Annotated in this window: 19 protein-coding genes; 16 read left to right on the top strand and 3 right to left on the bottom strand. The window is 51.3% G+C overall.

Annotated features, from left to right (window positions below; genetic code table 11):
- The first annotated feature begins 16 nt into the window (after positions 1–16).
- The 13 genes from NST44_RS24075 (at position 17) to NST44_RS24015 (ending at position 14,454) form a co-directional block, all read left to right on the top strand.
- Complete coding sequence (locus tag NST44_RS24075; protein WP_007129984.1) at positions 17–1,108, top strand: SAF domain-containing protein; 1,092 nt, start codon at positions 17–19, stop codon at positions 1,106–1,108.
- Positions 1,109–1,149: 41 nt separating this feature from the next.
- Positions 1,150–1,857, top strand: coding sequence for a ParA family protein (locus NST44_RS24070; RefSeq protein WP_007129985.1), 708 nt, complete (start codon positions 1,150–1,152; stop codon positions 1,855–1,857).
- Complete coding sequence (locus NST44_RS24065; RefSeq protein ID WP_007129986.1) at positions 1,854–2,705, top strand: hypothetical protein; 852 nt, start codon at positions 1,854–1,856, stop codon at positions 2,703–2,705. The genes NST44_RS24070 and NST44_RS24065 overlap by 4 nt, the downstream gene beginning before the upstream one ends.
- Positions 2,692–4,596: an ATPase, T2SS/T4P/T4SS family gene (locus tag NST44_RS24060; RefSeq protein ID WP_210094602.1), complete on the top strand. Its 1,905-nt coding sequence runs from the start codon at positions 2,692–2,694 to the stop codon at positions 4,594–4,596. The genes NST44_RS24065 and NST44_RS24060 overlap by 14 nt, the downstream gene beginning before the upstream one ends.
- Positions 4,586–6,658, top strand: a complete 2,073-nt coding sequence (locus tag NST44_RS24055; RefSeq protein WP_340900792.1) for a hypothetical protein — start codon at positions 4,586–4,588, stop codon at positions 6,656–6,658. Before NST44_RS24060 ends, NST44_RS24055 begins: the two co-directional genes overlap by 11 nt.
- Before the next feature lie 77 nt (positions 6,659–6,735).
- A complete protein-coding gene (locus NST44_RS24050; protein ID WP_007129989.1) occupies positions 6,736–7,194 on the top strand; it encodes a hypothetical protein in 459 nt (152 codons plus the stop codon).
- Between the two features lie 22 nt (positions 7,195–7,216).
- A complete protein-coding gene (locus NST44_RS24045; RefSeq protein WP_028403531.1) occupies positions 7,217–7,612 on the top strand; it encodes a hypothetical protein in 396 nt (131 codons plus the stop codon).
- Positions 7,613–7,618: 6 nt separating this feature from the next.
- On the top strand, positions 7,619–8,173 hold the full coding sequence (locus NST44_RS24040) for a hypothetical protein (protein ID WP_007129991.1): 555 nt from the start codon (positions 7,619–7,621) through the stop codon (positions 8,171–8,173).
- On the top strand, positions 8,160–9,158 hold the full coding sequence (locus tag NST44_RS24035; protein WP_007129992.1) for a hypothetical protein: 999 nt from the start codon (positions 8,160–8,162) through the stop codon (positions 9,156–9,158). The genes NST44_RS24040 and NST44_RS24035 overlap by 14 nt, the downstream gene beginning before the upstream one ends.
- 114 nt (positions 9,159–9,272) lie before the next feature.
- Positions 9,273–10,826: an ABC-F family ATP-binding cassette domain-containing protein gene (locus tag NST44_RS24030; protein ID WP_007129993.1), complete on the top strand. Its 1,554-nt coding sequence runs from the start codon at positions 9,273–9,275 to the stop codon at positions 10,824–10,826.
- Between the two features lie 399 nt (positions 10,827–11,225).
- Positions 11,226–12,029: a phosphotransferase enzyme family protein gene (locus NST44_RS24025; RefSeq protein WP_340900789.1), complete on the top strand. Its 804-nt coding sequence runs from the start codon at positions 11,226–11,228 to the stop codon at positions 12,027–12,029.
- Positions 12,030–12,156: 127 nt separating this feature from the next.
- The gene (locus NST44_RS24020) at positions 12,157–13,221 is read left to right on the top strand and encodes a ThiF family adenylyltransferase (protein ID WP_100085223.1); all 1,065 of its coding nucleotides are present in this window, start codon (positions 12,157–12,159) and stop codon (positions 13,219–13,221) included.
- A 513-nt stretch (positions 13,222–13,734) separates the two neighbouring features.
- Complete coding sequence (locus NST44_RS24015; RefSeq protein WP_007129998.1) at positions 13,735–14,454, top strand: response regulator transcription factor; 720 nt, start codon at positions 13,735–13,737, stop codon at positions 14,452–14,454.
- Positions 14,455–14,490: 36 nt separating this feature from the next.
- Here NST44_RS24015 and NST44_RS24010 read toward each other — a convergent pair whose 3' ends face one another.
- A complete protein-coding gene (locus NST44_RS24010; protein WP_007129999.1) occupies positions 14,491–14,988 on the bottom strand; it encodes a C40 family peptidase in 498 nt (165 codons plus the stop codon).
- Between the two features lie 269 nt (positions 14,989–15,257).
- Positions 15,258–15,902 (bottom strand): thiamine diphosphokinase, encoded by a 645-nt coding sequence (locus NST44_RS24005; protein ID WP_007130000.1) that lies wholly within the window; start codon positions 15,900–15,902, stop codon positions 15,258–15,260.
- Positions 15,903–16,037: 135 nt separating this feature from the next.
- Here NST44_RS24005 and NST44_RS24000 point away from each other — a divergent pair, with 135 nt between their 5' ends.
- Both NST44_RS24000 and NST44_RS23995 read left to right on the top strand, forming a co-directional pair.
- Positions 16,038–16,679, top strand: coding sequence for a trimeric intracellular cation channel family protein (locus tag NST44_RS24000; RefSeq protein ID WP_007130001.1), 642 nt, complete (start codon positions 16,038–16,040; stop codon positions 16,677–16,679).
- A 93-nt stretch (positions 16,680–16,772) separates the two neighbouring features.
- Positions 16,773–17,237 (top strand): low molecular weight protein-tyrosine-phosphatase, encoded by a 465-nt coding sequence (locus NST44_RS23995; RefSeq protein ID WP_210094696.1) that lies wholly within the window; start codon positions 16,773–16,775, stop codon positions 17,235–17,237.
- Positions 17,238–17,563: 326 nt separating this feature from the next.
- Here the strand turns inward: NST44_RS23995 and NST44_RS23990 are convergent, their stop codons facing one another.
- A complete protein-coding gene (locus tag NST44_RS23990) occupies positions 17,564–18,292 on the bottom strand; it encodes an alpha/beta hydrolase (protein WP_007130003.1) in 729 nt (242 codons plus the stop codon).
- Positions 18,293–18,548: 256 nt separating this feature from the next.
- On the opposite strand from NST44_RS23990, the gene pdhA reads away from it, so the two are divergent.
- Positions 18,549–19,616 carry a pyruvate dehydrogenase (acetyl-transferring) E1 component subunit alpha gene (gene pdhA / locus NST44_RS23985; protein WP_028403525.1) on the top strand — a complete coding sequence of 356 codons (1,068 nt, stop codon included), beginning with the start codon at positions 18,549–18,551 and terminating at the stop codon, positions 19,614–19,616.
- Positions 19,617–19,741 lie beyond the last annotated feature (125 nt).

Below are 19,741 nucleotides of genomic sequence, written 5' to 3'. Positions count from 1 at the left end.
AGAAGGAGATGAAGCAATGCCGATAATTAGACGGCGCAGCCGTAAGCTGATCGTAGCCGGACTGGCGGGAGCGGCTGTAATGGGGGCGGTAGGTGGCGGCACCACGATGTATTTTATACAAGACCTGAAGGAGAAGCAGAGTATGGAGCGCTCCAAATACGAGCAGCGGATCACCGAGCTCGAACAGTCCCAGCTGCTGCATTTGAACACGATGAAGACGGCTTGGGTTCCATTGAAGGATATCCCGCCCGGACATCGGATCGAAGCGAAGGACCTAAAGGAGGTTCGCCTTCCAGCCGACGCTGCACCAGCGAATTTAGCGTCGCTTAAGGATGAGGTCGAAGGCAAGGGAGCCAAGATCGGCCTGCTGAAAGGAACACCCATTACCCGATCGATGCTGTTCGAAGAAGCGCCGACGCCGGACGATCTCAGACACCGCGAGATGAAAGCCGTGTACCTGCCGAGCAATTTAATCAAAGGGGACGTTGTTGATATCAGGGTCCAATTCCCGACGGGCCAGGATTACATTGTTTTATCCAAGAAGAAAATTGATAAGCTGCAGACTCCTGCCTTCTGGACGACCTTGAGCGAGCAAGAGATTCTACTTCTATCGAGCGCGCTGGTGGATGCATACCTGCACCAGGCCACCATCTATGCGCTGACTTATGTCGAGCCTGAGCTGCAGGCGAAGGCAATTCCGACCTATCCACCGAATGAGGAGGTGGCGAAGCTGATCGCAAGCGACCCGAATATCGTCCAGAGGGCCGAGAAGCAGCTGGAGACAGCGGTGCGGAGATTACTAGAGGAGGATTTACGCGAAAGGAATACGGAACAGCAGGTTCAAATGAGCGAGATTCATGTTGTACCGGCTTTGGCCGGAACGGCGAGGAGTCCTGATTCCTGGAGCCCAGCAAGCAGCGGCGGGCAGACCACTAGCGACAGGAGCACTGGATCTTTTCCAGCCGGCGGGAGCGAGGAGGTGAATGAGCCTCGTGTCGAGAGGGACGTTGAGGCCGAGCAAATATTGGGAGGCTATGGATTGGAGACTTCCGCAACGACAGCGGCTGAAGGCACCCAAGATGATGAGCTGATATTTTCCGCTCCGTAATCTGGTGGAGTGAACGAGTAAATATGAAGGGGGCAGCATGCGTGAAAAAGTGGATATTTACGGGGATATGCGACAAAAGCGACCTGCTATTGTATATGTGCAAAATACTAGCCCATGGCGACAAAAGGGTTCTGCTTGTGGATGCCGCGCTGGATGCAAAGTATAGGTACTGTATCGGATACCAGCACCCGCAGCTTCCTGTTACGGAGTTCGCCGGGTTCGACGTGGCCGGAGGGTTCGCTACACTTTCCAGTCTTGAGCAACATTTGCTCAATGAGGACGAAAAGGACTACGACTACATCCTTATGGATGTGGAGAGAGCCGATTTTCTACATCCTGGCGATTGGCTGGACGCCGATGCTTGTATCTGGGTTAGCGGATTCGATCTGACGGGTCTGAAGAGAAGCGCGTCTCTGCTGGAGGAATTAAGTGGACAGTGGTCGGATCAAGTCTCCCCCTCGTTTCACCGTGTGTATTTGAATGTGATCGAGGATATGACGGATGAAGCCTATATTGAAGGCTATCTGAATCCGGGCAGGATGGCCTGGCTGGGCCAGCCGGTAAAAATGCCGTGGGACGAGCTGTTCTTTGGCTTGAAAATTCAAAATGAGCATGCGGGGAGATTGGTTCTGAAGCCTCTGTCCAGGCATTACAAGCGCTCCTTGATCGAGCTGATTCTTCAACTGTCCGAATGGGATCGCAGGCATGTGCGACGAGCCATGAGGCATGCGGAGAGGAGACGCGCATGAGTCTAGTTGCTGTTTGGAGTCCGTTGAATGGCGGTACCGGGAGCACAATGCTGGCCGCCGCGCTGCCAATCGTGCTAGCAATGGAATATCAGACGCGAGTCCTGCTGACCCATGGCGGACATGCCGGCGAACGGGTCGAGTTGGCATTTTCCGATCGTAAGGAAATGATGGACAATGCGCTTTCGTTCCACGATAACGGCATGGATGCTCTGGAGCGTCTTAGCACAAGCGGCAGACTGAATCCGGAAAATGTTCGTAATTATTCGGTTCCGCTTATCGCCGGGCGTCTGGATCTGCTGGGTGGGTCCCGGGTATTGAGGACAGACTTAAGTGCGAATGAGCAGGGGGCTACCTTGATGTCGAGGGTTCTGGAGGCATCCCGGCATAGCCATGATGTTACGGTAGCCGACGCAGGCAATGGTGCTCCAGGCGCTGCCGACCGGGCAATCTTAAATGCCGCCGACCTTGTTGTCATCGGTATGAATCAGAACCTGCATCTATTGGAGACGGTTCTTTCCAAGGGAGGATTGCCGGATGAAGTTAAGGAGAAGCCTTGCTTCTACAGCATCGGCCGATATGACCGGGAATGCAGTGCAACCTTGCAGAATATCAAGCGGCGTTTTGGCCTGAAAGGATATGCGGCTGGGGTGCCTTACTGCTCCGGAATGACGGATGCGTGGAATACGAGAAACGTATTAATGTACATGCAGCGCAGCCGCGGAGGATACGGACGAAAAAGATGGAATTCACTGTACTTGGCCATGCAGGGATTGGCACAAGGGATTGCGGAGGAGTGCGGACTCCCAGCCGTTCCGGCGAAAGCGAGGGCTATGCATGCTCTTGGGTAGCGCGATGAATATGGTGTGGATCATCGTTATCCTCCTATTTTTGCTGCTGCTGGTCTATTTGCGGTATCTGGAGAGAAAAGGGGCTCCTTCAGCGGTAGTCCATGACACCGATCCATACTCTATACCGGCGATGACAGCATTCGTGAAAGAAACGCTCCATCAGCTGACCCACAGTCAATTATCCGACCTGGGCTTGCATGAGGAGGAATACCGCCGGAGGTTGAATAAGCGAAGCGAGCTGCGGCGGGCGCTTAAGGGATGCGTAACCGGGGACGTGCTGGATAAAGCCTACGTGAAGGATTTCATGAAGGAGCTGCTCGTGAACAATCTGGGCGTGAACGAAACCAATATCGATCAGGCAATCCCTTTTGAGCACCCAGCCATCCTAACTCCGCAGGACCAGTTTGAGATTATCCTGTATTTGTATAAACAGAATCATGGGCAGGACGCTTTGTCCATGCTGCTCGAGACCTATGATCTTGCACGCCCGCGTGTATTGCCTGGCTATGGCAACGACAGTGTCTATGCCGTCACAGCCGATGATATTGCCTATATCTATGAGTCGGAGCAGCGCCCGCTTCGGTTTCAGGAGAAGCTGGACATTGTGGTGCAGCGTATTTACCAGGAGTATAAGGGCTTTTCCGTCATCGATGAACTCCGGGACCAGCGCATAGACGGGGTCAGCGGAGGGGTCAGCGGCGTACTCGAAGACAGCCGTATGGAAGCATTTCCTTACGGGCACGATGGGTTCGGATGGGGGAGGGGGAACTTGGAACAGGAACAGCAGGCCACCGGCTGTGAAAGCGTCTGGGTGTTCTACCGCGGGATTTCCTTGCATTTATCCTTCCTGTCTTTCGGGAGCATGTTGGAGCTGAAACGGGTCTGCCAAAATATTTATAAATATAACCATCCCGGCCAATTATCGGAGGCAAGCGGGTATAAGGTGAACGAAATGAAGGACGGATCGAGGGTTGTGGTGGTTAGACCTCCTTTTGCAGAATCGTGGGCTTTTTTTGTCCGTAAATTCGATCTGCCCAAAGCCTCGCTGGATCAGCTGATAACAGGAGACGGGTCGGAGCTCGCGGTCGGACTGCTTCAATATTTAATGAAGGGAAGCCGGATCACAGCGATTACAGGTGCGCAAGGCTCCGGCAAAACGACCCTTCTAATGGCAATGGTTGGGCATATCTATGCTACCTACACCCTTCGGGTTCAAGAGATGGCATTTGAGCTTCATTTGCGCAAAATTTACAGCAGACGGAACATTCTCAGCTTTAGGGAAACGGAGCATATAACCGGGCAAGCAGGTCTTGATCTCCAGAAAAAAACGGACGGAACGGTCAATATCCTGGGGGAAGTCGCCAGTGATGAGGTTGCGGCATGGATGATCCAGATGTCGCAGGTAGCCAGCCTATTCACCGTATTTACCCATCATGCCAAGACTTTCAAAGACCTGGTTCAATCTCTTCGCAACTCGCTATTGAAGAGCGGGGTGTTTAGGCAGGAACGAATTGCTGAGGAACAAGTTGCCGGTGTCATAAACTTTGATATTCATCTTAAGCGCGATGCTTTCGGCAATCGATATATCGAACGGATTACCGAGTGCATTCCTCTGGATCGGGGGATTCATCGTAGCGGTCGCCTCACCGCTTCCCTCGATATCGAACAGGAAACGATGGAAGGTCAGCCGGAACCTGAGCTTCAGCTTGATGATGCGGGGGCTTGTTATATATCGCGCAACGTGATCGAGTATCAAAACGGGGCTTACGTACCAGCTGCGCGCTTGACGGATCGCAGCATTCGCGAAATGACCGAGCAGATGCAGTCGGAGGATGCAAGCCGGTTCAGAGCGTTCCTTGCGGCAGGTTGGGGGGAGTCAGTTGGCACTTAAACCTATTTTGATGATTGTGTTCTTGCTGTCGCTGGCCTGCTTCGCAATTGCTTTTGGGATATCGGCTTGGATCAGCCGCAGTAAGCGGCGATCACAGATTGGCCCTTCCAATACAAGCAAGGGCGAAGGCAAAACGCTGCGCGAGTTGTATCGGCAGTGGGCACAGCTTGCCTATCAATACGGGATAAAATTGCCGTTCATCAAATCTTACATCCAGCGCATCCGGCAGCGGATCGTCCTTATCCATCCATATGATGAAATTGCACTTCGCTACGAGACCATGAAGCTGACCTTGGCAATTACAGGAACGATCGGTTTGACGGCGCTGCTGCTTATATGGAGCCGTCCGGATTGGAGCTTTATCGTCATTGTCTTGATGGCTGCGGTCGTTATCAGCAATATGCTGGTTGAAATGTTTATCCTAAGGCTTGAACGGAAACTGTTAGGACAGGCCGTCGAATTGTTTTCTGTCGTCCGCCATCATTACCAGCAGCACGGCATGGTAGAAGAGGCACTGTACGAAGCGGCTGAGAGCGCCGGGCATGAAATCTCCCTGCATGCCAACCGGATCTACAATGCTCTAGTATCGCAAGATCCTGACGACGCGCTTGAGCGTTATTATGAAATTGCTCCGAACCGGTATCTGAAAGCATTTGCCGGGATCTCCCATCTTGTGATGGAGTTCGGAGATCAGGCACGAAAACAAGGCTCGATCTATTTGCAGGGATTGAGCGGATTGTCCAAGGAAATTCAGCTCGATATCTTGAGAAGGGATAAGCTCGACTACCTGATGAAGGGATTGCATGTTATTGCCCTGGCACCGGTTTTTTTTACCAAGCCGATTGAACGTTGGGATAGAAGCAGCTTCCCCTCCATGGATGAATTTTATATGAGCAAGCTCGGCTTTGTGACGAAGATATCCATTTACGTCATTATCGTAATTTCCTATATCCTGCTCCAGAAGCTTCAGCAGCACCGGGAGACGGACTATCGTGCCGGATTGGAACGCCCTTCCTGGGAGGAGCGGTTATATCGAGTTCCTATTGTCAGAGCCCTTGTCCGCATGGCGGCCCCGGGAATCGGGACAAGCATCTTTCACCGCCAGCTGCGCTTATTGAAGGAAAGCAATGCGCGAATCAAATTCGAATGGCTGTATGTGAGGAGATTGATGCTGTTCTTTATGGTTTTCATCCTATCGTTGAGCTTGGCCATTGGTCTGCATGTGCAAGCAAGGCATCATTTGCTCTATACCCCGGTCCCTCCCCATCCATCTTTGTTTGGTCAGATGAACGAAGTGGAGCGCGTTCAAGCAGAGAAGACAGCAGAACAGGATCGGAACGTGATGAGAAGGATAGGCATGTCTCCTGATGCGACCCCTGAACAAGTACGGAATGGGATCAGCCAATCCGGACATACGGGATTATCCGCAGAGCAGATGGATGCCGCGGTGAAGCGCATATTGTCCAAGATTAGCCGATATGAAGGAGAGTATCTAAGATGGTGGGAGCTGCTGTTTTCACTGTGCTTGGGCTGGCTCGCCTATTGCTCGCCGCTGTGGCTGCTGTATTTTCACCGCAAAGTGCGCAATATGGAGATGCGGCATGAAGTATATCAATTCCAGACGGTTATTTCGATCCTTCGCGGAATGGAGCGTATCTCGGTTGAAGGAATCCTCGAATGGATCAACCGTTTTGCTGTCATATTTAAGGTTCCGATCCAGAAATGCCTGCTTCATTATGAGCATGGTGCCCAGATGGCGCTGGAGGAGTTGAAGGAGGACGTATGGTTTCCCGAATTTCAACGATTGGTGGACAAGCTTCTGCTCGCCATGGACAAAGTGCCGATCAAAGACGTGTTTGATGATCTTGAGGGGGAGATGATCTTCAGCTTTGAGCAGCGCAAGCAGCAATATGAGGCCATGATCGACACCAAGGCTGCATGGGCAAGGATGATCGGTTTTACCCCGATGTATGCTCTGATCTTTATGTATCTCGTCATTCCATTAATCGGGATGAGCTTCACCCAGATGGAAGTTTATTATGAACAGATTCAACGGCTTTGAACGAGGGATGGAACGGAGCTCGCAAATGGCTGTCTCAACAAAAGTATAAAAATATGTAAAGAAATGAGGAGAATCAAATGAATAACGCTTCGTCTGCTTTAAAAGTCGCTGCCGGAATTTTTCTGACCATTGCCTTGATCACGATCGTAGTCATCCTGTTTATTTCTGCACAAGAAGCTACCAAAACGGCGCAAAACAACTTCTCGGACATTCAGACCGAGCTGTCGCAAGCCGCATTCACCGTATATGACGGCACGACGATTAGCGGCTCGCAAGTGACAAACGCGCTGCGCAAGTATAAGGATAAAGATCAATTCGGCATATTTATCGCTACTGGCAAGAATAGAGCGGGACAATGGTACGGGAATGTGCTGGATAACAGCGGGATGATTCTGAATCCGGATTCGAGGCAGGGCAATATCAGCTTGACCATGAACGAGAAGAGCGCGGAGTATGTAAATCCAAGCGGGAAGTTTCAGGCGAGTATCGTAAAGGATGATTCCAACGTGATCCGGGGGATCAAATTTATTCAGTAGATTGGGATAGAGGGTGATAGGATTGCGCGAGCAAACGATCCGTGCGATAGAGCTCGCAGCCGGGCTGGGTCTTTTTTTGAGCGCCTGCTTGTATGCCATGACCATGCTGTCCGTACTTGACTCCGGATTGACGGCGGCAGCCGCGATGACGGAGGAGCAAAATGTCGGGGTATCTTCGTTTTCAGCCGTATCTGAATCAATTGAACCATATTTTACGGGCAGTGAGGTGCTGTTTACGCTTCGCGAAGTACAGTCAGGGCAGCTTGAAGCGGTTATAGACGGGTTGCGGTTCGCTCCAGGGACCGAGCTCGAATCGATGGATCTCTCGGTTATCGATTTGGATGGCCGTTATGCGGCGGACTACCACCGGGAAAGCAACGGGGCGGTGGACTTAATTCGGTTTGTTAAAGTGAGGTAGGGCGAAGTGTCGAACTCGGTATCGAAATGGTTTGCAGCTTTTCTCGCACTGCTGCTTTTGTACATCGTCCCTGCAGGGGAGCTGGCCAGAAGGCAGGATGACCTATCTCGGATCGTCGTTTACCAGGCGGTGACCAAATTTGTGGATAGTGTCCGTACGAAAGGGTATATCACGCCGACCATGTATCAGGATTTTCTACAAGAGCTTGCAGCGACAGGCAATGAATATGACGTCCAGATGGAGCATCGCCATAAGAAATACCAGCCGGAGTATGCGGATCCCGCCGACCCGGACACATTTCTTAACCGGTATGTCGTTGTATATGATGCTTACTATCAGGAAGACCTCGCAGCCTATCTGTTTCCGCAGACGGATATGCCAAGGGATGACGAACGGCGGGTGTATCGTCTGACAGCCGGGGACTTGTTTCAAGTCCGGGTACAGAGCCTAAACAGAACGCCGGGGATGCTGATCATGGATGCGTTAACCGGGACGGATTCGAGTGGAAAAGCAGCCATCGTTTTTCCTTACGGAGGGCTTGTGCTTAATGAAGATTACTGACCTGGCGATCGTGTTCACAGCCATATTCTTTCCGCTTCTTCTCATCCTTGGCTTCCGTTACGAAAGCCTGGAGGATATCCGCTATGTTGAAATGAAATATACCGCCGCACTGCGATCCGCTGTGCAGGACGGCAGTACAAATTTAAACAGGAACGAAACCCAGTCTTTCGAAGCAGCCTATGATTCGAAGAAATTCATGCGGGCAGATAAAGATCAGGCAATGAAGGCGTTTGCCCAAACATTGTACATGAATATGGGCATAGAAGACGGCGATTCGGCGTCACAGGCTGCTCTATGGTGGTATATCCCCGCTCTCGTCGTATTGGACTATGACGGGTATTTCATCTACGCCTTACAGAGCTATACCAATGCAACCGGTGAAGAGGAGATGCGCCACCAATGGACTCCGAAGCTGCCGTATGCATGGTCGGATGGCGAGGGCAATAGCGTGCAGTTCACTTTGGATTCGTTTGTTCGCGTCTATGAATCAAGCTCTTCCCGCTGGTACGCCGGGTGGCGGCATGAATTGGCCGGTCAATCGGGCGTGTCCCTGCTCCAGAATGAGGAGACGTTTGAACATATTCGGCGAATCACGATCGTGAACGCCGTTCAGGATCGGCTGGCGTATTACATACAGCGTCATAATGAATCGGCTCTGCGCAACGGCATGACCTACATCTTTACGCTACCCGTCATCTCGCAGGAGGAGTGGGTGAATACGATCGATGATGTCGGCATGCTGGCCTTTGTTCAGGGAATTCCGCTGGGGGATCGCTATTATAACAACTATGCAATTGGCGGGGCAAGACTGGTTAAGTCCCCGGTATATTTCGGTGGTGTTGACGAGCGGGGGCTGAAATATTATTTCCGGGATGACTGTTCGTTTCCTTTCCAGGTAGAAGAGACGTTTTCCCATCCGAAAGAGGCGGCCGCAGCAGGTTATCGAGAGCGGAGCTGCCGTAATCCGGGGGTTCTGGCCCCCTGAAAGTTGTAGTTTCAGGGGAGAGGCTTGGTGTGATACAATAAATTCTTGACTGTGTACTTTTCGCTAACTACCAAGAAAGAATTTCATATTATACAGACAGGAGTTACTATAGCCATGAGTTTATTGACTGTAGAGAACGTATCGCATAACTTCGGGGACAGGACTCTTTTCAAAAATGTGTCCTTCCGCTTGCTGGCTGGAGAGCATGTCGGTCTTGTCGGAGCCAACGGGGTTGGCAAATCGACATTGATGAATATTTTAACCGGACAGCTGTTAAAGGACAGCGGCAAGGTAGAGTGGACGCCAAAGGTGCGCTACGGCTATCTGGACCAGCATACGAAGCTTACGCCGGGCAAGACCGTGCGTGATGTTCTTAAGGATGCGTTTCTTCCTCTGCTAGAGCTGGAGAAGGAAATGATGGAAATTACGAACAAGATGGCTGATGCCTCTCCCGAGGAGCTTGAACTGCTGCTTGAGCAAATGGGCGAGATTCAGGAGCAGCTGGATATGGGGGATTTTTATCTGCTGGACGTGAAGGTAGAAGAGATGGCCAATGGACTGGGCCTGTCTGCCATTGGACTCGACCGCGACGTCGCGACGCTGAGCGGCGGACAGCGGACGAAGGTGCTGCTCGCGAAGCTATTGCTGGAGAAGCCGAATGTGCTTCTGTTAGACGAGCCGACGAACTATTTGGATGTGGAGCATATTGAGTGGCTGACGCAATATTTAAAGCAGTATCCCTATGCTTTCATCCTGATTTCACACGATACGGAATTTATGAATCAAGTCGTGGATGTCATCTATCATTTGGAATTTGCTAAATTGACCCGTTATACCGCCAACTATGAGAAATTTCTCGAGATGGCGGATATTAACAAGAACCAGCATATCGATGCGTACGAGAAGCAGCAGGAGTTTATTAAGAAGCAAGAGGATTTCATACAACGGAACAAAGCCCGGTATTCCACTTCAGGGCGGGCCAAAAGCCGGGAGAAGCAGCTTGAGCGTCTTGAGCGGATTGACCGGCCGGAGGAAGCGGCCAAACCGGTCTTCAATTTCAAAGAAGCTCGTGCCAGCGGCAAAACCGTATTCGAAGGAATCGAGTTTGAGATTGGCTATGACCGCCCACTGCTGCCAAAAATGAGCATGACCATTGAGCGCGGAGAGAAAATTGCGATCGTGGGCTGCAACGGCGTCGGTAAATCGACCCTGCTGAAAACGATTTTGGGCAAGCTTGAGCCTTTCAGCGGCAAAACGTATCAAGGGGATTTCCTGTATCCGGCATATTTCGAGCAGGAGGTGCGCCCAGGCAACTTGACGCCGATCGATGACGTTTGGAACGAGTTCCCGCATTTGAACCAGCACGAGGTACGAGCCCATCTTGCGCGCTGCGGCCTGAAGAATGAGCATATTACCCGTCCGTTAAAGGCGCTCAGCGGCGGCGAGCAGGCCAAGGTGCGTTTGTGCAAGCTGCTGATGCGTGAAAGCAATTGGATATTGTTTGACGAACCGACAAACCACCTGGACGTAGCTGCAAAGGATGAGCTGAAGCGGGCTTTGAAGGAGTATAAGGGAACGATCCTGCTCGTCTCCCACGAGCCGGACTTTTACGAGGATTGGGTCACGAAAATCTGGAACGTCGAGGACTGGTCCAACCAGCAGGCTTAATCACCGCGTTCTTACATGAAACATTCAGGAGCGTAAAATTGCCGATCTTGAGAGGGAAATTCGCAATGGGTGTTTCGCTTGAAGGAAGGACCAGTAGATTAACAATCCATGATTTCAACATAGAAGTAGGCGGTGCTAAGGATCTCGATGTCCCTGCACCGCTTTTTCTTGTTCTCATTATTAATGAGCAAGTGTTTGATCCGATGAAATCGCTGAGATTAATGTGTGATGGATCATGTCGTACCTTCACGCAGTTTGTGATATGCTAAAGTCAATTTAACGAAGAACGGAGGGATCGTGCATGGAAGAGTTGGATCCATGTTGGGGGCTGTCATCATTATGGGGGTTCCGCATTACTAGCCCCTGCCAGACCGTGCGGATATCCCCGCCGAAAGGGGAATGACCTTGGAATCGAATAAGAATGGAAATGATGGAGAGAACGTCCTCCTTTCCGAGGAGAAGTCGGTGGTCCTTCGCGGCGGCGTGGTCTACCGGCCGGCGGGTCCGTGGACACCCAGTATACATGCCTTGCTAAGGCATTTGCGGGCGGCGGGCTTCGAATCGCTGCCGACTGTCATTGGTGCCGGCACCAATGAGGAAGGACAAGAAACGGTAAGCTATATTGAAGGAGAATTCATCCATCCCGGACCTTGGAGCGATGATGCGATCGTGGAGGTAGGCCGAATGGTTCGAAGGCTCCATGATGCTTCGGCTTCATGGAGCCCGGGTCCGCATGCGTTGTGGAAGCCCTGGTTTCTAAGGAGACTCGGGGGATCCAACCTGGTCTACAGCCATGGGGATATTGCACCGTGGAACATGGTAACGAAGGATGGTCTGCCTGCCGCCTTGATCGATTGGGAATACGCGGGGCCGGTCGATCCGCTGGTTGAGCTTGCCCGCGTGTGCTGGCTGTTTCCGCAGCTGCATGACGATGACGTCGCTATGATGAACGGACTGCCTTCACCGGAAGCGCGTGCAAGACAGGTTCGGCTGCTCGTGGACGCTTACGGTCTGGAGCCTGGCGGTAGAGCGGCTTTGCTTGATTTGATCGTTGCCGTCGTCGTCACGGAAACGGCAGAGGAAGCGATTGAAATGAAGGTCACGCCCGATAGTCTGGGGCCTCTTTGGGGGCTGGCTTGGAGAGCGAGAAGCGCAGCCTGGATATTGCGTCATCGCCGTTTGATCGAGCAAGCGTTCGAGTAAGGCGGATAAGCTCGGAACAGTCGAATGGAATCTACGGTTTAGGGATGCTTGAGAAATTGCAGGAGGGGTCTACTTGAACGGTGCGGATGAGAACAACGGAACAGTTCAGAGCAGCAAGGATATAGAGGTGGAGGGCGAAAAAGACAAGGAATATCCGGGTTCGGATCACAGCCAGCGGTATTCAAGGCAGGAACGGTTTGCTCCTTTCGGCAGAGAGGGGCAGAAGCAGCTCCTAGCCAGCCATGTTCTGGTCGTTGGAGCAGGAGCCCTTGGCAGCGCCGTGTCGGAAACGCTCGTTCGTGCGGGTGTGGGACGCGTTACGATCGCCGATCGCGATTATGTGGAGTGGAGCAATCTGCAGCGTCAGCAGCTGTTTACCGAGCAGGATGCCGAGGAACGCCTGCCTAAAGCTATTGCGGCACAAAGGCGCCTTTCCCGGATCAACTCCGGTGTCGAGGTGATCGGGAAGGTAACCGACGTTCGGGCTCAGGAATTAGCGGAGCTTTCCCAAGGTGTTCATGTGATCATGGATGCTACCGATAACTTTGAGACACGGCTGATCATAAACGACATCGCTTATAAACGCGGAATCCCATGGATCTATGGCGGCTGTGTGGGAAGCTCCGGCATGAGCTTTACGTTTTTGCCGGAGGAGACGCCTTGCTTGAACTGCCTGCTCGGTACGATTCCAATGGGCGGCGATACATGCGACGTTCATGGCATTCTTCCACAAGCGGTCCAGATGGTTGCTGCACATCAGACGATGGAGGCGATGAAGCTGCTGGCCGGGCAGCGTCACGTCCTCCGAAAGAAGATGCTTTCTTTTGACGTGTGGCGCAACGAGCGCGTGGAATTCGGTGTGGAGCGGGCAAGGAGAACGGACTGTCCCACTTGCGGCGAGCATCCGGTATATCCGTATTTGTCGGCAGCCAATGTTGAAAAAAGCGAAGTGTTGTGCGGGAGAGATACCGTTCAAATCCGGCCGGCCAGACCGAAGCGGCTCGCCCTTCGACAGCTGGCGGAGCAGCTGAACAGCCTTCGGGAAGGCAACGCGACAGCGACTCCTTATATGGTCATGTATCGGGTTAACGGGCACCGCCTAGTTATTTTTGAAGACGGGCGAACCTTAATACACGGCACATCCGATATAGCCGCAGCCAGAACGCTGTACAATAAATATGTCGGAGGCTAAGGGCCGGCAGGGGTTTGCTTGCAGAAAGGTGCAACAGTCGGGTGTAGTGGCAAGTTTGCTGGCAGAACAGTGGAACAGTCGGATGTGGTGGTAAGCTAGCTTGCGGAACAGTGCAACAGTTGGGTGTAGCGGTAGGTTTGCTTGTGGCGTTTTGGCATATCGCATGTGTTGAGGATACATGTCGTCGCTGCGACCGCATGCAGAACAGTGCAACGGTCGAGTGTAGTGGTCGTGGTAAGTTTGCCTTCAAAAGGGTCAAGAGCCGCGTGTACCAGTAATCTGCTGAATAGAATTGCTGCGCATACGTATCCTAGGCCTATGATTGATAAGGAAGTGGAGTGTTCAAGGTCGTTGGACCTTTGGGCACTCCTTTTTCGTTTTGGGTGAAATTAAAGCCGCCTCAACGCCATGCCATAGAGTAGAGAGCCTGGCAGCATAGCCATTCATGAGTGAAAACGGCGGAAATCAGACATACTTACTGTATGAAGCAGGGAACGAGTGGGAGGAGGAATTGTGGAAATATTGATCCTTATTGCGGCAGATCCATCGGATCGCTCCCGGGCGGTGTCCGGAATGCTTGAAGAGGCGGGATACCAGATCGCATTCGCTCATCATTATTCCGAAGTGGTCTCTGCCATCGAGCGCATGGACCCGGACATTCTGCTAATCGACAGCAAGCTGCCGGGGATGAGCCGGTTTAATCTGGTGGAACGGTTGACGGGGAATGGGAAGGCTGTTCCGATTATGGTGTTAGGGAATGACGGACCGGAAGAGGCGGTGCAAGCACTGGAGGCCGGCGCCCATGATTACATCCCGCAAGAATGGGATCCAAAAGAGATGCTCGCGCGCATCGCGAATTTGCTCCGCATCTTCCAGCCGGTTCAACGCGAAAATAACGAGGCAATCCAGATCGGCGATCTTGCAATCGACCCGTTAAAAAGGAGCGTTGTCCGGGGAGAGGAGCCCGTCGAGCTGACGCAGCGCGAATTCGACCTGCTGCTTTTTTTGGCTAAGCGGGCGGGACAGGTCTGTACACGTGAAGATATTTTGCGGTATGTTTGGGACTATGATTTCCATACCGGAACGAATGTGGTAGATGTATATATTCTCCATTTAAGAGAAAAGGTCGACAAAGGAAGGAAATTAAAACTGCTGCGAACGATTCGGGGCGCAGGCTATAAGCTGATGGCTCAGGATGAGATTGAAGAGACCGCAAAAAACCGCCTTCCTTGATTAGGAAGACGGTCGGTCGCTTGCTATTCAGCTATATTAAAGTACGCGGCGTGCTTTCAGGTAAGTCTTCTTCCAGTTGCCCGAGTTCAGGTTAGAAATCGTAACGCCCGGCTTGCCATAGGTGTGCAGGATTTTACCATTGCCCATGTATACGGCCACATGCGTTACGTTTCTGCCGTTAGCGCGGCTTCCGCTGGAGAAGAATACCAAATCGCCGGCTTTCAGGTTGGACTTGGAAACAGCTTTACCTACTTTGGACTGTGCAGCAGATGTCCGCGGCAGATTTACGCCATACTTCTTAAAGATATGCTTCATGAAAGAAGAGCAGTCAAACACTCTTGTTGTGGATGTGGATGCTCCGAATTTGTAAGGTGTTCCCATATATTGTTTGCCGTAGTTGACGACTTGACTTCCCTTGCTGACGGATGCGGCTTCTACAGGAGCCGGTGGAGCAACGGTAAGCACCGCCCCTACGCCCAAAGTTGCGCTCAAGCTAACGACTACAGCTTTCTTAATCCAATTCTGTCGATTCATGTTGTATAGTACCTCCATGCGTTTTTGTTTTTTGCGATGAACCGAGTATAGCAGATTTGAAACCGACTAAAATGTGGATAATCGGCGCAATCGCTTGGTGCGCATGGAATGAAAGCGAATTATTAAAAAACGATTAAAAGTTACAAAAAATTAAGAAATAGCAGTTGGGCCAAGCTGAAAAATTAAGAAAAACCCTTGCGGGGCAAGGGTTTTATCGATTGTTACGAATGGGTTAAATCCACCGAATAAAGATGACAAAAAAGTAACGATTACTGATCTTTGCTCTGGATGATGAGAAGCAGCCCGCCTTCGATATGCACGATGCCTTTTTCCTGGGACAGCCGGTTGCTGACCCCGAGTGATTGTCCCATGCGAAGCGAAGCGTTATGAAGCGGATATTCAAAGCCTTCCAGTTCGATGCCTGTGACCTCGGTGGTGAGGGGGAGCAGAGAGACGTACTTAAACCCGCGATCCTCCACAACGCAGCTTGAGCCTGTTAAGGTGATGTAATTGTTCTTATCTAATATGGAGCATGGAATGTGGTGCTGCAGCCCGCGGATCAGCATATGGATGTTAGCCAACGTATGATCCAGCCGGGTGCCGCTTGCTCCCATGATCAAGATGGATTCAGGCGACTGTTCGAGCGCCAGGTCAAAGGCAAGTTCGGTATCGGTTAGGTTTTTATCGATCGGATCGCATTCGATGATTTTTCCGCTCATCGCTTGAACCTTCGCCAATTCTTCGGGGGTGATGGAATCGAAATCCCCGACCGACAAATCCGGTTTGATCCCGTGCTCGATTAAAAACAAAGCGCCGCGATCTGCGCCGATAATGAAATCCCCGCTTCGGATCTCCTCTAAAAATTGTGCAGACAACTCCCCTCCGGTAAAGATCAGAGCGCGTGCAGGCAACATGTCATTTCCTCCTTTATTAAGAGAATTGCCATTTCATCTAGTATATAGCAGGATTCATACTTGCACAATTTAATAGGCGTGACTACAATGTAGTAGGTAATTTTTCGCGGAGCGGGGGAATCGGGAATTGTGGACATGCATGTGTTTGATGTATTCAGTATTATTGGGACGATAGCGTTCGCCATGTCCGGAGCCGTTGTGGCAATGGAAGAGGATTATGATATTCTGGGAGTTGTGGTCCTTGGTCTCGTAACCGCCTTCGGCGGAGGCATCATTAGAAACGTGCTGATCGGGGTTCCCGTGACGACCCTGTGGGGCCAAAGCGATCTGATTATACTGGCCTTGATTTCGGTATTTTGCGCGTTCGTGCTTCCTCTCGGATGGCTCCACCATTGGAAGAGAACCGAAGCGTTATTCGATGCGATCGGATTGTCCGCCTTCGCGATTCAAGGGGCGCTCTATGCGACGCAAATGAATCACCCGCTAAGCGCAGTTCTTGTCGCAGCCGTGCTGACAGGAAGCGGGGGCGGCATGGTCCGCGATCTGCTTGCCGGGCGCAAGCCGCTTGTCCTGCGGGACGAGATCTATGCAGTCTGGGCGATGGCGGCAGGAGCGGCCGTCGGTCTCGGCGCTGCGACGACGACGTGGCAGTTGTTGACGTTGTTCGTGGTCGTCATTGTATTCCGAATGCTGTCCGTTCATTATAAATGGAGACTGCCCAGAAGATCGCTTTCGCATGGAGGCGCATCGGGCGGCGGCATGAGTGCCGGCAGCTGAGAATCACTCGGGTGACAACTTTGGAGAATGATCGAATATCATCCGTTTAAACGATGTTTTTAAGGTATGATTGATGACGAGGAGGTGGAAGCGATGGTATCCGTCTTGTTTGTATGCTTGGGCAATATTTGCCGCTCGCCGATGGCGGAAGCGGTGCTTCGACACAAGATCTCTGCAAAGGGCTTGCAGGATAAAGTTAAGGTGGATTCGGCAGGCACCGGAGACTGGCATGTCGGCAAAATCCCCCATGAAGGGACACGCAAGCTGCTGGACAGCTGGAACATCAGCTATGAGGGGATGACGGCACGGCAGGTGATGAGCAAGGACTTGGAGGTGTTCGATTACGTGATCGGGATGGACGACTCCAATGTAGCTAATATGCGGAAGCTGCCAGGCGGCGGTGATGCAAGCATCATGAAGTTTATGGATTTGCTGCCTGACGAAAAGCTGAGAGAGGTGCCGGATCCTTATTTCACAGGGAATTTCGAAGAGGTGTACCGTCTCATCGATGCCGGATGCGACATCCTGCTGGACAAGATCATCCAAGAAAAGCTATAATCGATTCGAATAAAGCGGTCTGTTTTCTAAGCCGCTTATTCAACGAACCGGATTGATAGCGTAACCAAGAAGGATGTTCCATAAGATGAACAATGCACATTCCATAATAATGCGCGGTTGTTCATCTTTTTTTACAGACGAAAGCGAGGGTAAGATGCGGCAGGACCTCCCTAAATTTTTTGCCGGAATGAATCAGTCAGAACAGCCATGCAGAACGTAAAATGGCCCGACTCCCTGTAGAAGGGATCAGGCCATAGCCGCAAAGCGTAACGAATCCTTATGGATAGTCTGTACCTCTTAAGGAACGACCATCATGTCAGCCCGAGTTAGCCCAAAAAGTACATAAGGGCAGCAGGCAGCTCTTTTTGCCAGAAGCCCCAAAGGTGACGCCCGTCTTTCTCATAATAGGCTACTTTAGCCCCGCGATCTTCGAGCAAAGCCTTGGTCTGACGATTCAATTCTACGAAATTGTAGACGCCCGTATCGGTAGCGTAATTGTCTTCTTGCAGACCTACGATCATATAGATGTCGAGCCATGACAAATCCTGCTCCTGCTTGATGATGCTCTGGGACATCTCGTAGAAGGCACCGGACAAGCTGATCACTCGCGTGAACAGATGCGGGTAGCGGAGCGCCAGATGCACGGATACGCTGCCGCCAAGGGAGTCGCCTGCAAGCAGCCGCTCGCCAGCTTCTCTTCGAACAGGATAATTCTGTTCAATGAAGGGAATAATCTCTTCGGCGAAGCAGGATACGTAGGCATCGAACCGGTTGCCGAACGGTGCGTATTCTTCGGTACGGACTTTGGTATTCACTTCGACTCCGACGATAATAAAAGGTTCAACCCCTTCGTCAAGGATCAGCTGGTTAGCCCAGGTTGCAATCCGGCCGAAGTTGAAAAATTCCTCGCCGTCCTGGCAGTAGACAACAGGATAGCTGAGAATTTCGTTATAGCCGGGTGGAAGGTAGATGCGCAGCGTCCGTGATTCTTGAAGAAACCGGCTTTCAATCGTTTCCTTCACAATGGTTCGCTTCAATAGTCGTTCATTCGTCATCACTCGTCACCTTTTTCGGGTTAGTTTTTGAAATGGAGTACACAATAAGTTAAAATTACCCTATTCGTACATTCCTGTCTGCTGTACTATGATGTTTGTCATACTGTTATAGTGTTATACACCCGCTGTTATACATACAAACGTTAAGAAATCTGAAATTTTATGAGGTATTTCTTTGACGAATGGAGTAAAACAGGTGTATAATAATTCTATAACAGCGGAACTTGATATTCAAATATTTATTGAGGTGAAAAAAATGACCAAGGTTCCTTATGAAGTATATACCGAGGAAGTGGATACTCTATCTGTACTTTCCCCGGATGGCGAAATCGTAAACCAGGATCTTCTGCCAGAACTGTCGGACGATCAACTGAAAGAAATTATGTACCGCATGGTGTTTACCCGTACTTGGGACGATCGTGCCGTTAACCTCGGCCGCCAAGGTCGCCTCGGCTTCTACGCGCCGGTTTCCGGTCAAGAAGCAACGATGGTCGGCAGTGAATTTGCAATCGAGAAAGACGATTTCATCTGCCCGGGCTACCGTGATATGCCGCAGATCGTATGGCATGGTCTTCCGCTTTACCAAGCGTTCTTGTATTCCCGTGGACATCAGCATGGCGGACAAATTCCGGAAGGCGTTAACGTCCTGATGCCGCAAATCATCATCGGTGCGCAAATTTTGCACGCGATGGGTATTGCTATGGGTTATAAATTGAAGAAGCAAAAGCAAGTTGTTATTACTTACACCGGTGATGGCGGTTCGTCCGAAGGTGATTTCTATGAAGGCTTGAACTTCGCTGGCGTTTACAAGCTGCCTGTCATCTTCTTCGTACAGAACAACGGCTACGCGATTACGACTCCGTTCTCCAAGCAAACAGCAGCGCTGTCCATCGCGCACAAAGCGGTAGCTGCCGGCATCAAGGGCGTTAGAATTGACGGCATGGACGTGTTCGCGGTTATCAAAGCGGTTCGTGACGCTGCTGAGCGCGCTCGCAACGGCGAAGGCGCAACGCTGATTGAAGCCGTAACCTACCGTTTCCGTCCGCATTCCCTTTCCGACGATGCAACCAAATACCGCACGAAGGAAGAAGAGGGCGAATGGAGCGAGAAGGATCCGATCGCGCGTCTTGCGAAATATCTGGAGAAGAAGGGTCTTTGGACAGAAGAAGATACGGCTCGCGTGAAAGAAGAAGCGAAAGCGAAAGTCAACGAGCAGATCAAGAAAGCAGAACAAACGGAGAAAATGACGGTCCCAGGATTGATCGACAGCATGTTCGAGCAAACTCCGAAGCATCTTGAAGAGCAAAAAGCCGATTTCCAATAAGGAAGCTTAACCGATAATTGTTCACGGCCAATGAACGGACAATTATTCGGTTTTGTCATGGGTGCAAAGGATCAGGGATTGAATATAGCGTAAACGGCGCCTAAGTCGCTGGAATAGTGAACTGT

The organism is Paenibacillus sp. FSL W8-0919, assembly GCF_038003785.1.
Classification (GTDB): Bacteria; Bacillota; Bacilli; order Paenibacillales; family Paenibacillaceae; genus Paenibacillus_AQ; species Paenibacillus_AQ lactis.
Note: the sequence above shows the minus strand (reverse complement) of the source record. Positions and strands in the feature narration are given on the sequence as shown.